Source organism: Paenibacillus sp. GCM10027626 (genome assembly GCF_042676285.1).
Classification (GTDB): Bacteria; Bacillota; Bacilli; order Paenibacillales; family Paenibacillaceae; genus Paenibacillus_Z.
This window is the reverse complement of the sequence record NZ_JBHTHC010000006.1, coordinates 94,876-108,721: the sequence shown is the minus strand read 5'-3', so window position 1 is coordinate 108,721 and position 13,846 is coordinate 94,876. Positions and strand designations below refer to the sequence as shown.

The window sequence follows — 13,846 nt, the reverse complement described above, 5'->3', positions numbered from 1 at the left end:
TCGTATACTTATATAGAAAATATTTACTGCGAGACTTATAGTAAGCAAGAAGCGAGGGGAACCTATGAGACGTCCTATCTTAGGAGTTAAAAAAGAGACGGAAACAAGACTAAACACATCCGTCCAACACCAGGCTACCATCGAATTGAAAGGACTTGAATTGGAAAAAAGATTGCGAAAAAAACGTTCCGACGCCTATACCGAAGCAGTTACACAACTGGATGCCGGAGGGGTCGTCTGCCGTACGGATAAGGTTCAGGAGCTTCTACAAATGATTGCAAACGAATTTCCGGAACTGAAACCGCATCAGTTTCCCAACGGAATTATTTCCAAATGTTATTTGGGCAGCCCTTATGAAGTCCACACTTTAAATGCAGCCTTGGCAATTATTGAGCACTATAAAGCGGGACACGCCCTTCCTTCCGAACTGGAGAAAGGCAGGGCGCTGGCATTGCATCCCGGTTATGCCTACATCGAAGTATTTTCCGATTCCATTTGTGCTGTAACCCATTCCGGCAACGTATCTATGATTAAGGGGTGATTATCGTGACCGATCGCATTATTTCGCAAGCGAATCTGGATCGGATTCAAAGCTCTCTCCCGAGGATTGAAAACGCTCTGCCTAGAATCGAGGAATCGATCCAGACGGTTGCTCATAACCTGGCGGTTGTGTCCGAGCAGGTAGAACACGTCAACCAACGAGTTGAAGCGGCGGAAAGTAGTCTCGAGTTATTAAGAGAGGCGTTCAACGAATTTGTGCAGCAAGACGCGCGTGCCAAACAACTGCAGTTGGCAGAAACCCGGCTTGTGAAGGTCAGACAAGAGCTCGAAGACAAATATGGGCATTATGAAGAGGTGCGTAGACGGGCAGTAGGCATCCTGCAAGCAGTAGATGTGCAACTCGTCAAAAAAGAAACGATCGAAAATGCGTCCGAGGAACAATTGCTTGCAGCCCCCCGTTACTGGCTGGCACCGTGCCTAATCGCCCTGTCGGCGTGGATTAACGACAACAAGGAGCTTGCCGAGCGGGCAGTGATGGAGGCACTGCGGAGGGACGACGAGAAAACGTCGCTTTTTTTCGCATTGGTTTCGCGCAGAGCCGCGCGATATAAAGCCAGCCGCGAATGGCTGGAACGTTACTTGGGCTATCAAGATCCGCAGCAATTGCAAAGAGAAATTGTCATACTGATCGATGGCTTCACGAACGGCATATTCGGACCCGATGCCAGAACAAAATGCGGCAAGATGATCGAAAACTGGATTGCGGAGCTCTCGCAACAGGTAGGTTTTGTAGAAGAGCAGAGAGAGCAATGGAAAAAAGCGCTGCAATCCAAGCTGAAGCCGCTTGATGGCGAAAACTATCATTACTTGCGGCAATATAGTCCGACATGGACGCAACTAAAGAAGTCGTTGGAAGGAGCAAAGCTGCATACCATTATTTATGATTACTTTACAGAAATTTTCGCCCGGGAAATTACCCCTTCCAAAAATATTGCATTCGCCGTAGATGAATTGCTGGATAATCTGGTCAGCAACTATGATGATGAAGAAATGCCGCTGCGCAGAGATGAAAGATTATACAATTTAATTGTCAATGAAGATGGGGATAAGGCAGCCGCCGAAGCCAAGTTTAACAATGAGAAACTGTTTGAAGATCGTGTATCATTTACGCAATTGCTAACCAATTTCTCGATGTATCCCGAAGTATCGAATGCGTCTGTGGCTACTCAAAAGCTGTCTTTGGCCTTATCGAAAGAATGGATTAGCCACGCTCACGGGGACCTCACGCTGAAGAACCGCAACCAGGTTCCGCAATTAATCGAGATTGAAGTAGACACTTGGAGCGGGATGACAAGAAATGGTTCCAACGAATTGGAACTGATCGAAGATTTGTCCACCCATATGAATGAACGCAAAGCGAAAGCCTTGCGCGAAAATAAGCTGCGTTTTCGAAACTGGTTAACATTAGCGGCCGGCGCTTTCTTCACATTCTTCGGCATCCAAGTTCCATTCCTATTCGCGTTTGCAATTATATTCTATCTAATTTTCCTTGTTAAATATTTGAAGATAAAAGCGAATAAGAGCAAAATTGCGGAAGATTATGACAAGCTGCTCGCCAGCTGCAAGGACATTGTTCGTGCCGTTATCGCAGACATTGTAGATTACCGCAGAGAGTACGAAGAAGAAGACGCGTGCGCAGATAAGATTGATGCATTTTTAGAGACAATTACTCCCGAACAATATACATTTACTAGTTTTGATACGGCGCGAGCGGTCATTCATTCTACCTAGGGGGGAAACGTGCAATGTTGAACAGAGCCAAATCGGTTGTTACAGGCGTTATGGATCGCGCGGCTGAGACAGAAACCAAATTGGAAAAGAAGCTGGAAGAAATTCATTTAGCGACAGTTAATAAAGCATTGGCCGAACAATTCCCGGAATGGGACCTGAAGCCTCCCGCAACATTAATCAAAAGAAGGAGCAGCCGAATCTTATGAAGCCCCCTGTAACCTATGCGGAATGGTCGGCACTTCTCACAAGTTTGAGAAAAATCTCCGACAATGATGAAGAAATTTTGTGTATGCTTGAACAAGGAAGCATTGAATGGACGGCCGGCGTAGGAGAAAAAATAGGATCTTTATCCCTGAAAGTCATTGAGAACAGGTTGCAATCGACGTCAGAATTGCTGCTGACGGAATTAAAGCGGTTAGAAGGAGAAGAAGCTGCACTGATTAAAGCGCTCATAAATACGCGAAAGCGGTTCTCCTTCGTTCATCGCTTTTGTCAAATTAAGGCGTTTCCCGACGAAGTAAAGGACATCTTGCTTGAAGTGCTGAACCAATTCGTTAACGATTCGCAGAATGCGCTCGTTGCGAGCACCCGGCATGACCGGAGCGGAAGACTGGCTTATCTCGTAAAGAGCAACTCTTTATTGGACTATAGACAAGCCGAGGCGCCTTCGCCCTCGCCAAACAACCCTGTCAACTATGGCAATGGCAAAACGACGAATAGAAGAAGGGTGCTGTTTCGATGAATGATTTAAACAACTACAAAAAAACAATGGAGCAATACCTGAAAGCAAGGATCCCTTTTATTTCAGTCCGCACATCAGAACGCGGAAGAGCGTTAGCAGTTCTCGGGCAGCTGGCGAACAAGCTGGGGCTCTCAATGGGATACCACACTTTGTCGCAAGGAATGCGGGATCTGACAAGCAATCGCTTAGTCAATGAAGACCGTTCCGTTATGGGCGGACTGGATTTCGCGACGCAGAAGATCGGACAGCAGCAGAATCAAACGTTTATTTTCACTGAAGTGCAGGATATCGAAGACGATAACCTGATGACAAGACAACTGCAGGATGCCGTTATGCTTGCGACAGAAACAGGCGGCAGTCTTATTGTTATTACCAACAATCCGATCTGGGGACCCTTGCAGCGTCTAGGCATGTCGATCGTTCTGTCCCCGCCGAATGAAGATGAAATGCTGCACATAATTAAGGACCAGATCGATCCGTATCGCAGTGAAATGCATATTCAATGGGGAGAAGCAGAAGAGAAACAGGCTGCAGCAATACTGGCGGGCATTAGCCAAATTGAAGCCGAAAATGTCATTGCCACTCTGCTTGCCAACGGCTCCATAATGAACGACGATCTAAAAGAGCTAATGCATGCTAAAGATCGGATTTTTGCGGATATAAACGGCATAGAACGCGTTCCGGTTCGCGAGGATTATCAAGTAGGCGGCCTTGAAGGATTAAAGCTATGGCTGGAAGCAAACGAAAAATTGCTTACGGCCGATTTACGTGAACGGGGAATTCGTCCTCCCAGAGGAGTGTTGTTGGTTGGCGTACCTGGCTGTGGAAAATCGTTATCCGCCAAAGCAATTGCCTCGCTATGGAGGCTCCCGCTGTATCGTCTTGATTTATCCACGATTCACGGCCAGTATCTGGGGCAGAGCGAAAGCAGATTGAAAGAAGCGTTATCGACAGCCGATCATGTAGCCCCTTGCGTGTTGTGGATCGATGAAATTGAAAAAGGACTGGCAGGTGCTTTAGGGGGCGGCGATGGCGGCACCTCTACAAGATTGGTGGGTCAATTTTTGTACTGGCTGCAAGAAAGCATGGCCAGAGTCTTCGTAGTGGCGACAGCCAATGATGTGTCGAAACTGCCGCCAGAACTATTGCGCAGGGGCAGATTCGATGAATTGTTCTTCGTAGATTTGCCGACAGCTGCCGAGAGAGAAGAAATTATCCGTATTTATGTGCAAAAAGGATTGAAGCGCAGTATCTCTTCCGAATTAATGACTGAACTGGTGCGTTTATCGGCAGGCTTTGCGGGCGCTGATCTGGAAGCCGCGGTCAGAGATGTCGTCAAACAGGCATTTGTCAAAGGTGATGAGACGATTACCGATCAAACCTTCATTAATTATTTCACCAACATCGTGCCGTTATCGCAAACCAGTCCAGAACAGATTGACGCCATCCGTGCATGGGGCAAAGAAAGAGCAGTTCCGGCAGGGCGGCATGTCGAGGAAAACGCTGGCAGCGGGGCAGCGCGAACGATAGGACGTAAAGTGATTGTATAGAAGCTTTTACAAATTGCTGAAATTCGAAATGAACCGGTGGACGGTACGGCGTCGACTTGTGTCCCTGGACCAGGTACGGCGCCGATTGCAGATCGGATGATCGATTTAGGGCAACCTGGGGGAAATTGGCCATAGCATTCCGTGCAACAATTGCACCTCAATGTCCCAAGCCGCCGTCCAGCAAACGGAAAGACGCTCCTTATTCAGACTGTGAATGAGGAGACGTCTTTTTTATCTTTTCGGCCGCTGGAACCTCTTACTGCTCCATCGTTCGGCGGTATTCCGTGGGGCTCATCCCGAACTGCTGCTTGAACAGCTTATTGAAGTGCCGATAGTTCTCAATACCGATCCGCTCCGCAATTTCGAAGGTCTTCAAGTTGGTATGAAGCAGCAGCAGCTTCGCTTTGTTCATGCGCAGATTGCGAATGTATTGGGTTAACGGAAGTCCGGTCATCTTCTTGAATAAAAAGCTGAAATGTGGAGGACTGTAATCCATTTCCCTGGCCAGCCCCTCCAGTGAAACATGCTCAGGCAATTCATTCTCAAGGCGGTTCAGCAGCTGCGCCATTGCAGCACTGACCGGATTGCTGCGTTGCAGCGCATCGCGAAGCCCGCGCATAGCCTGCTCAATTGTAGGCTGCACTTGATGGAGCGTCTGAACGCTTGCCACCTTCTGCAACACCTCATCAAGCTCCCAATTGACGGGTGTATCCGTCGGGACATTGTCGATCCATTTGAGCGATTGCTGACAAGCTTTTCGGTATAATTGCTTGATCTGCTCCGGTTCCCAGCGCTCTGCCTGAGCAGCCGTCAGAAACCGCTGCCACTGTGCCGGCTGCTCTGAGGAGAACTGCATTTGCATGAAAACATCCTGGATCACTTGGCTCCAATAAGAGACTTCCTCTGCCGGAATATCGCGATAGCGCGGCTCGACAGCGGCTCCTGGATAAGCAACCCTTTGCAGCGGTTCATAGAAGAATAGATGATTTTCTTTACAAAGAGCCTTCAGATAAGTCCACTCCGTACTTGAACCGATAGATAGAGGGGCGCATAGATGCACATACACATTCATCTTCAAGTAGGTCTGGAAAGCTTTCACCAGCACAGCCGGCATCTTCTCCGGCAGGTCGATGCAGCGGCAGAAGCTGATGAATCGGCCGCGATCCAGTGCAATCGTCTTAGTCCAGCCATATACGCCTAACAGCTCCTGCAGGACGTTAACACCTGCGAACTGCCAAATTTTCAGCTCCTCGGTCTCCTCAATCGGAAAACGGATCGAGCTGCGATCCAGCTCGGCATAGATCAGACTGTAAGTAGCAGTCGCTAAATCGGGATCGGCAGTGAGAAGCTGCTGCCAGCTATCCTCCTTGCCGCGCAAAATATCGAGAAAGCAGCTGCGATCCAAATCGATCTGGTTCGTGCGAAGCGCTGTCTCAAGCAAGGCTTGCTTGTCGTTCATATGCTGCTTGTTCTCAACCGAAGGCAATAGCTCCTTCATCGTGCGAATCAGCAACTGCTCATCGGCCAGACAATCATCCTTGAGCAGATAGCTTGCTGCGCCTAATCGAATAGCCTGCTGGGCAAAATGAAAGTCTTGATGACAGCTGAGAATAATCGTCTGCGGCTGTGTATCCATTTGATTGATCTCCGTCAACAGTTCCATGCCGCCCATGATGGGCATCGTAATATCTGTAATCACAAAGTGCGGATTCAGCTTCTCATACACTTCCAAGCCTTGCCTGCCGTTCTGCGCCACACCAACCACTTCAAACAATCGTTCCTCCTGCATGACCATCTGCCGAATAATTTCTCTTGCTGGCTTCTCATCCTCGACAATCAATACTTTGTAGGCGCTCATATGTCCTCCTCAGAGTGAACAGACTCTTTCTCCTTTGGAATGGTCATCGTAATTATAGTGCCTTTCATTGGCTCGCTGCTAAGCGCAATTTCACATTGCGGACCATAGAACAGCTTGATGCGCTCCCAGACATTTTTCAGGCCAATATTATCATCCGAACCTGCATTCATCAGCTGGCTTTCCATCTGCTGCAAGCGCTGTGCACTCATACCGGCGCCATCATCCGCCACGATCAGCTCCATCAGCTGTGGATGCTCTTTTGCAGTATGAATATGCAGCGTAATTGTCCCGGCATTCGTCTCCTTGGCAAGAATGCCATGAAAAATCGCATTTTCGATGAGCGGCTGAAGCAAGAGTTTCGGAATGAGCTTCTCCCGATATTCCGGCTCAATTACGACCTGCAGGTTAAGCTGGCAATCATAACGAAGCTGCAGCATATGAATGTAATCCTGCAAATAATCGATCTCCTGCTGAATCGATGCCGTCTGCTCCATGTTTTCCATGGAGTAGCGCAGTAAGGATGTCAGTCGGGTCATCATTTCCTTAATTTTCGCGTAATCCTTCAGCATGGCAAACATCGTAATCGTGTTCAGACTATTGTAAATAAAATGGGGGTTAATCTGTGATTGCAGGGCACGAATTTCATTGCGCCGCTTGAGCGATTCCGTCTTCCTCAGCTCCTGGACAAGCGATTGCAGCGTATCTGCAGTGGCGTGCAGCATCTCGCCAAGCTCGCCAATCTCATTGTTGACACGAATCGGCACGCGCACATCCCAGCGTCCCTGCTTGATCATATGCAGCTGACGCTTCACCGACTGCAACGGCTTGTACAGATAGTAGCCGACACAAATCGTAATGATAAGCCCGATCGTAATCATGCATAGCAGCATCACTGATACCGTCCGCTTAATCATTGCTGTATTCGAAAGCGCTTCCTTTAATGGGATTTCGGACAGTACAATCCAGCGGTGGAACGTCTCAGACTGCTGAATCGAGATTAATGCACCATCATGTTGGAATTGCTTAGGCTCGCCCTGCTCATGCCATTCCCGTAAGGTACTTTCCAGCCGCATCCGCTTCTCCTCATCCGGCCAAGTATTATTCGTAGCAACAATATTCAGCCCCGGAGTCAGGACGTAGGCAGCTGCTGAAGTATCGGTATGTATGTTTTTCAGCAGATTATCGAATTGCTTATTGCTGATAGAAAAAATAAGTACGCCTTCAAAATCATCCTCCGAGCCTACCGGAATTTTACGCAAGAAGAACGAAGATTGTTTTAGCAGCTGCGGTGCTGCTTCCAGCCGATCCAAATCGTAGAACATGAAGGGTTCTCTGGCTGCAATATAATGGTTTAGCATCGGATAATATGCCGACTCGGAAATCTGCATATATGACTCATAGGTTGAAATAATATGCTCCTCGCTGCGCAAATACAGGCTTAATGACTGTACATCGCCCATGACCGCAATGCCGGATTCGAGTGTTGTAATCAACTCCTTCTTGCGCACAAAATCGGCGAAAGTATGTGAAGGGGACTGCAGCGCGTTCTCGATTGGCGCCAGTAATGCATAATGAAAGCTGAGCTGCTGCAGACGGGTCATCGTCAGATCGATCCGCTCGTTCATCTGGGCCACAACCTGATAATTTAGCTTGTTCACTTCCTTCTCGAACGTATCCGAGAAGGCCTGCATAGACAAGTATGCCAGTCCAATCAGCGGGAGGACGGATACAAGCAGCATAAGCATCAGGATGCGAATAAAAAAGCTTTTCTTTAAGAAACGAAGAAAGGTTGTTCGCAGCGCCATTCACTCCAAATCTTAAAAAAGGATACACTTTTTCCTGAAACGGAGCATTCAATTCCGCTAGCCGCTCAGTTAAACTAAACGTAACTTCTGGAATGGTGCTATAAAGTGTACAGACCTTTTAACGAAAAATCAAGACAGAAGATCAATTTCTGACGGCAGCAGCTGGCCGGGATTGATCTGGCAGAAAAGGAGAAAAGGGATGAAGAAAAACATTTTTAAGTCACCGGTTGCCATGATGCTTGCTATGATCATGATCATCGCTTTGATTGGCTGTTCCAACACGCCATCCCAGGATGGCGGCAGCTCTCAAGACGCCTCTGGCGGCTCGCAGCAACCGGAGAAGCCAGTCAAGAAAGAAAAAATGGTGTTCTGGGATAAGTCAGAGTATGTAGCTGAATACAATGCCATGATGAAGGAACGCGCCGAGCAATTCGGCAAAGAACATGGGATTGAAGTGGAATATGTCATCGTGTCGCCGAATGATATGGAAGCTAAACTGATGGCAGCCGTTGAAGGCAAAAATCCGCCGGACCTTGTTATGACGCATGATACGTCTGGCAAGCAATTTGCAGCAATGGATCAATTGGTTGATATGTCGGATATTTATCAGAAGGTGGATTTCACCGACACAGGCAAGAAAGTCGCCTACACAAAAAAAGGCGAATACGTTATTCCGCAAGCGATCCTGGCCGGCGCCATGTACTTGCGTAAAGACAAATGGGATGAGAAGGGCCTGGACTACCCGGATACATGGCAAGAAGTGCTCGATACGGCACAGCAAGTCAATGATCCGAAAAACGGCTTCTATGCGGTAGGCTTTCCGATTGGTGCATCCGGCGGAGGTGATGCAATGTCCTGGCTGCTGTCTGTCGTACACGGCTACGGCGGAATGCCGGTGGACGAGAATGATAACATTACCATCAACTCGCCGGAAACGCTGGAAGCGCTTAAATTGGCGGCAAAATTCTACGAACTCAACCTGACGCCTCCAGCTTCTGTAACTTGGGACGATATGGGCAACAATACTGCTTATTTGGCAGGTACAGCGGGTATTATCTTCAACTCAGGCAGTGTACAGGCTGCGATGGCGGCAGAGAAGCCTGAGCTATTGAAAAATACGGTCATTCTGCCTATGCCAGCAGGGCCAGTATCCCGCTTCAACGCCGGTTCAGCAAACGTCTTTATTGTATTCAAGAATGGAAAAAACACCGCTGCAGCAAAGCTGTTTATCGAAGAATTTTTCCAGCCGGAATTTTATAACTCCCTGATCGAGCAGCTGGGCGGTCACTGGCAGCCTGCGGTTAAAGGCATGGAGGAGACGGAATTCTGGAAGAAGCCTGAGAATCAAGGCTGGTTGAAATCAGCTGAGTCCACAGTGCCGGCTACCCACCCTGCCGAGTCCAATGAAGTGAGCATGAAAACAGTCAGCGAGCAGTTGCTAGTAAAGGCTGTGCAAAAAATTGTCGTGAACAAAATGGATCCGCAGCAGGCGTTGGATGAGCTGGAAGCAGACTATAAACGCGTCTACCGGAAACAATAGCAGACCTGTCGGAGTGTGCACAGTTCGCATGATGGGCGGTGCACATATCCTTTTTATCGCTAGCATTATGTAAAGCAGGTGAAGACAATGCACAAATTGCGGTTAAGATCAGACGGCATACTTGGCTACACCTTAATTATTCCGATTATTTTCCTTGTTTTTGTCATCATTGGCATGCCATTCTTCAACGCGCTCTATTTGAGCTTTACAGATAAAGTAGTAGGGGCAGACCCGCAATTTATCGGCCTGAATAACTATATTGAGATTTTATCGAATTCTGATTATTGGAAAGTGCTGTGGAATACCTTTATTTACATGATAGCAGGCGTAGGCTTGAAGCTGCTGATCGGTACAATTCTGGCACTTGTCGTTAATGAGAAGTTTTTTGGACGCTCGGTCGTCCGGATGCTGCTGCTTATTCCGTGGGCGCTGTCAGGGATGGTAGCGGCAATCACCTGGAAATGGATGTACGACGATACCTACGGTATTATCAATTCCATGCTGATGAGCACCGGCTTGATTGATCTGCCTATCCCTTGGCTTAGCGGAACGAATATCGCGCTGGTATCCGTCATTATCGTAAATATATGGCGGGGCGTGCCATTCTTCATCTTTAGCATTCTCGGCGGCTTGCAGACGATAGACCACCAAATGTACGAGGCAGCTCGCATTGATGGCGCCAGCTGGCTCAGACAATTCTGGGCCATCACATTGCCATCGATTATGCCGGTTATTAAGGTAGCCACCTTGCTGTCGGCAATCTGGACCTTCAATGACTTTGAGAATATCTTCCTGATCACAGGCGGCGGTCCGCTCCATGCCTCTGCAGTTATTTCGACTTATACGTATGAAGTGGCATTCATGCAAAGAGAGCTTGGCAAGGCGCTCAGCGTAGCCGGATCTGTCATTCCATTGCTCGTAATAATGATTATCTTTTCTACGAAAAAACTGCACAATGATGATTGAGATGAGGTGATTGGGTGTGAGCAGAAGAAAATGGGGCATGCTACGCAAGCAAATACTCATTTATACAATCGTTGTGATCGCCGTCATTTGCTCGTTGTTTCCGTTCTACTGGATGGTCAAATCCTCACTGACACCCAATGAGTCGATGTATTCCGTGAAGCCGAAGCTGCTGCCGGAAAAGGTGACATTCGTCCATTATAAAGATTTGTTTACGAAAACAACCTTTATGCAATATTTGAAAAACAGTGTCTATGTAGCAGGCTTAACGACAATTATTTCGCTGTTCGTCAGCATTATCGGCTCGTACAGCATGACACGCCTGCGTTATCGCGGCCGTCTGTTCTTCGTGCGAACGATCATTCTTTCCTACTTGCTCCCGGCTGCTGTGCTGTTCATCCCGATGTATGTCAGCATTAGCCGCTTGGGGCTCGCTGACAACAAGAATGCTCTGCTGCTGGTCTATCCCACCTTGGTCGTTCCTTATTGCTGCTATATGCTGATCAGTTATTTCAAAGCCATCCCGGCAGCGCTGGAAGAATCAGCCATGATCGATGGCTGCAACAAGCTGCAAACCTTATACAAAATCATCGTGCCGATTGCCGCGCCCGGCATTGCCGTAGTGGCTACCTTCGCATTTACGATGGCCTGGAATGAATACTTATATGCTCTTGTTATGACGACCAGCCCAAGTCAACAGACGGCGACCATCGGGATTGCCAGCTTCAAGATGTCCGATTCCTATGTATGGGGCTTGCTGATGAGCTCATCCGTCATCGCATCGCTGCCAGCTGTGTTTCTATACTTGCTCGCACAGCGCTATGTCATCTCCGGCTTGGCCGATGGCGGTGTAAAATAACACGAAAGGGGCCGCTATTTTCCTTGTGCTTCGCGGACCCTAGAAGGCTGTCGATTCTTTGTGGACATCTGTTAGCGCGGGCGAAGCGGGCTGCACGCGGACCATGGATCCGTTATCTGTGAACAAAACAGAAAAAACGGCTTGCTCGCGGACCGTAGATCCGTTATTGGCCTCAAATCGCCGCTAAACCCCAGCAAGATCGGCAAATAACGGATCGTGTGTCCGCGAAACCTCCGAATGAGCCGGTTATCGACAAAATAGCGGATCGTACGTCCGCATGGCTCACAGTTGCCCACTTCTGCGGCAAAACAGCGGGTTCGCGGACTTGACAGCCCCCATCTACCCCTTAACCGCACCCAGCGTTGCCCCTTCGACAATCCAGCGCTGGAAGAATATAAAGATAATGACGGATGGAACCATCGCAATCAATACGCCAGCGAACATCGTCACCCAATCAGCGGAATACTGCATCATCTGATTCGCCTGATACATATTGACGCCAATCGTATACTTCTTCTGATCGCTCAAATAAATGAACGGCCCCAAAAAGTTATTGTATAACCCCATAAACTTGAAAATGGCAACCGTTACAATACCTGGCATCGACAGCGGAAATATAATGCGGAAAAACGATTGGAACAACGACGCCCCGTCGATTAACGCGCTTTCTTCCAGCTCCTTCGGCAGCGACTGCATAAAGCCGCCAAGCAGCATCAGGAAAAATACACTTTCCCCCAGAACATCGAGAATGATGATCCCGGTCAATTTATTCGTCAGATGCATATCGCGCATCAGAACATATTGCGGGATAAGCGCATTGACGCCCGGCAGGAACAAAGAGAGCATAATGACGCCCCATATCAGCTTTCGGCCGCGAAACTCCAGTCTTGTCAGAGAGTAGGCATTGAGCGTTGTGAGCAAAGTTCCGGCCACGAGACTAACGGCTACATAATAGAAGGTGTTTAACATCGATTGTCCGATATTGTAGTCGTACCATGCTTTTTTGAAGTTCTCCCAATGAAGGGTCTCCGGCAGCTTCCATACGTCCTGAAAAAACTCCATATTCGTCTTTAACGCTTCATACAAAACCCAGCAGAGGGGGAACACAATGGTCAATCCCCAGCCGATCAAAACAATCCACCAAAATACATCCAACAGCGTTCTTTTTTCACTCATGCCGTTTGACCTCCCAGCTAGCACGCAACACTAATATTCAACCGACCGATCCGGTATAAATTTATCCATAAGCAATTTTGAGGCTACCAGCACGACGAACAGGAACATGCCGATTGCTGATGCGTAGCCGTAATTGTGATATTCGCTTCCAAAGGCCAGATTGAACATGTACAAGCCGATCACATCCGTGGAGCCTGAAGGTCCGCCATTGGTCAAAATGAGCACTTTCTCGAATCCTTTGAGCGCACCCAGTACCTGAAACAAAATACCAACCCGGATAACCGGCATAATTAGCGGAATCGTAATGCGAAACAAACGCTGCATATGGGTGGCTCCTTCTAATATGGCCGACTCATAGAGCGATTTCGGTATCGTGACCATCGCATTGACGAAAATGATAATGTAAAAGCCGACTCCCCCCCATACATATGGAGGAATAATCGCCCAGATAGCCGTACTTTCATCTCCCAGCCAGTAGAAATTACCGATCGGGATGCCAATCAGCTTCAGAAAGGAATTCAAAATGCCGAACGAGCCGTCATAGATAAATGCCCAGAGCAAAGCAATAACAACCGTGGAAAGTACGTTAGGAAAGAAAAATAATATTTTAAAAAAACCGCTGCCTTTGTAACCCTTGTTCGTTAACAGATAACCGAGAATCAGCGAAATAAAAATGACGAGCGGAGGGATGGTCAGCATAAAGATCAGGTTATGCCACAGAGCCCGCCACATATACTTATCCTGCAGCATGACGACATAGTTTTTAAGGCCGACGAAGATCGGATCCGATATCCCGTCCCATTGCAGAAGCGAATAATAGACTGACAAAATATTGGGATACAAGGTAAACAGGACATAGCCCCCGAAAGCGGGAATGACCGAAAGGGAAATAAAAAACCATTTTTGCACTTGCAGCTTGTGCATCATTTTTGTTTTTACTTTTGGTACCGCTGTTTCACTCATAAACATGCTCCTTTTTTGAGTCAATTTCATAATGGATTACAGCCGCCAGCGGCATAATGAAATTGACTCGCTCTGGGTAAGTTTGCTGCAGGGAGGCG

At 48.0% G+C, this 13,846-nt stretch carries 12 protein-coding genes; 8 read left to right on the top strand and 4 right to left on the bottom strand.

The annotated features are described in order from the left end of the window. Window positions 1–64 precede the first annotated feature (64 nt). From ACFQ0N_RS13575 to ACFQ0N_RS13555, 5 genes are read left to right on the top strand one after another with little or no spacing between them, the layout of a single operon-like run. Window positions 65–541 carry a hypothetical protein gene (locus ACFQ0N_RS13575; protein ID WP_379326862.1) on the top strand — a complete coding sequence of 159 codons (477 nt, stop codon included), beginning with the start codon at window positions 65–67 and terminating at the stop codon, window positions 539–541. A 5-nt stretch (window positions 542–546) separates the two neighbouring features. Next, window positions 547–2,292, top strand: coding sequence for a hypothetical protein (locus ACFQ0N_RS13570; RefSeq protein ID WP_379326860.1), 1,746 nt, complete (start codon window positions 547–549; stop codon window positions 2,290–2,292). A 14-nt stretch (window positions 2,293–2,306) separates the two neighbouring features. Next, entirely contained in the window at window positions 2,307–2,498 is a 192-nt protein-coding gene (locus tag ACFQ0N_RS13565; protein ID WP_379326859.1) for a hypothetical protein, read from the top strand. Continuing rightward, window positions 2,495–3,034 carry a hypothetical protein gene (locus ACFQ0N_RS13560; RefSeq protein WP_379326857.1) on the top strand — a complete coding sequence of 180 codons (540 nt, stop codon included), beginning with the start codon at window positions 2,495–2,497 and terminating at the stop codon, window positions 3,032–3,034. The genes ACFQ0N_RS13565 and ACFQ0N_RS13560 overlap by 4 nt, the downstream gene beginning before the upstream one ends. Beyond that, entirely contained in the window at window positions 3,031–4,584 is a 1,554-nt protein-coding gene (locus tag ACFQ0N_RS13555) for an AAA family ATPase (RefSeq protein WP_379326855.1), read from the top strand. The genes ACFQ0N_RS13560 and ACFQ0N_RS13555 overlap by 4 nt, the downstream gene beginning before the upstream one ends. 256 nt (window positions 4,585–4,840) lie before the next feature. On the opposite strand, the gene ACFQ0N_RS13550 is transcribed toward ACFQ0N_RS13555, so the two are convergent. Together ACFQ0N_RS13550 and ACFQ0N_RS13545 are read right to left on the bottom strand one after the other, a co-directional pair. Continuing rightward, on the bottom strand, window positions 4,841–6,442 hold the full coding sequence (locus ACFQ0N_RS13550; RefSeq protein ID WP_379326853.1) for a response regulator transcription factor: 1,602 nt from the start codon (window positions 6,440–6,442) through the stop codon (window positions 4,841–4,843). Continuing rightward, window positions 6,439–8,247, bottom strand: a complete 1,809-nt coding sequence (locus ACFQ0N_RS13545) for a sensor histidine kinase (protein ID WP_379326851.1) — start codon at window positions 8,245–8,247, stop codon at window positions 6,439–6,441. The genes ACFQ0N_RS13550 and ACFQ0N_RS13545 overlap by 4 nt, the downstream gene beginning before the upstream one ends. Before the next feature lie 199 nt (window positions 8,248–8,446). Here ACFQ0N_RS13545 and ACFQ0N_RS13540 point away from each other — a divergent pair, with 199 nt between their 5' ends. The 3 genes from ACFQ0N_RS13540 to ACFQ0N_RS13530 all read left to right on the top strand — a co-directional run bounded on the left by ACFQ0N_RS13540 (window position 8,447) and on the right by ACFQ0N_RS13530 (window position 11,609). Beyond that, a complete protein-coding gene (locus tag ACFQ0N_RS13540; RefSeq protein ID WP_379326849.1) occupies window positions 8,447–9,787 on the top strand; it encodes an ABC transporter substrate-binding protein in 1,341 nt (446 codons plus the stop codon). 87 nt (window positions 9,788–9,874) lie between these two features. Then, the gene (locus ACFQ0N_RS13535) at window positions 9,875–10,753 is read left to right on the top strand and encodes a carbohydrate ABC transporter permease (RefSeq protein WP_379326847.1); all 879 of its coding nucleotides are present in this window, start codon (window positions 9,875–9,877) and stop codon (window positions 10,751–10,753) included. 16 nt (window positions 10,754–10,769) lie between these two features. Next, window positions 10,770–11,609, top strand: coding sequence for a carbohydrate ABC transporter permease (locus tag ACFQ0N_RS13530; protein WP_379326845.1), 840 nt, complete (start codon window positions 10,770–10,772; stop codon window positions 11,607–11,609). Between the two features lie 339 nt (window positions 11,610–11,948). On the opposite strand, the gene ACFQ0N_RS13525 is transcribed toward ACFQ0N_RS13530, so the two are convergent. Beyond that, the gene (locus tag ACFQ0N_RS13525; protein WP_379326842.1) at window positions 11,949–12,785 is read right to left on the bottom strand and encodes a carbohydrate ABC transporter permease; all 837 of its coding nucleotides are present in this window, start codon (window positions 12,783–12,785) and stop codon (window positions 11,949–11,951) included. Window positions 12,786–12,815: 30 nt separating this feature from the next. Next, on the bottom strand, window positions 12,816–13,748 hold the full coding sequence (locus tag ACFQ0N_RS13520; protein WP_379326840.1) for a carbohydrate ABC transporter permease: 933 nt from the start codon (window positions 13,746–13,748) through the stop codon (window positions 12,816–12,818). Window positions 13,749–13,846 lie beyond the last annotated feature (98 nt).

Coding starts and splice junctions, on each gene's coding strand:
- ACFQ0N_RS13560 (WP_379326857.1), top strand. CDS start 2,495: ATGAAGCCCCCTGTAACCTATGCGGAATGGTCGGCACTTCTCACAAGT.
- ACFQ0N_RS13545 (WP_379326851.1), bottom strand. CDS start 8,247: ATGGCGCTGCGAACAACCTTTCTTCGTTTCTTAAAGAAAAGCTTTTTT.
- ACFQ0N_RS13525 (WP_379326842.1), bottom strand. CDS start 12,785: ATGAGTGAAAAAAGAACGCTGTTGGATGTATTTTGGTGGATTGTTTTG.
- ACFQ0N_RS13540 (WP_379326849.1), top strand. CDS start 8,447: ATGAAGAAAAACATTTTTAAGTCACCGGTTGCCATGATGCTTGCTATG.
- ACFQ0N_RS13535 (WP_379326847.1), top strand. CDS start 9,875: ATGCACAAATTGCGGTTAAGATCAGACGGCATACTTGGCTACACCTTA.
- ACFQ0N_RS13565 (WP_379326859.1), top strand. CDS start 2,307: ATGTTGAACAGAGCCAAATCGGTTGTTACAGGCGTTATGGATCGCGCG.
- ACFQ0N_RS13575 (WP_379326862.1), top strand. CDS start 65: ATGAGACGTCCTATCTTAGGAGTTAAAAAAGAGACGGAAACAAGACTA.
- ACFQ0N_RS13550 (WP_379326853.1), bottom strand. CDS start 6,442: ATGAGCGCCTACAAAGTATTGATTGTCGAGGATGAGAAGCCAGCAAGA.
- ACFQ0N_RS13555 (WP_379326855.1), top strand. CDS start 3,031: ATGAATGATTTAAACAACTACAAAAAAACAATGGAGCAATACCTGAAA.
- ACFQ0N_RS13520 (WP_379326840.1), bottom strand. CDS start 13,748: ATGAGTGAAACAGCGGTACCAAAAGTAAAAACAAAAATGATGCACAAG.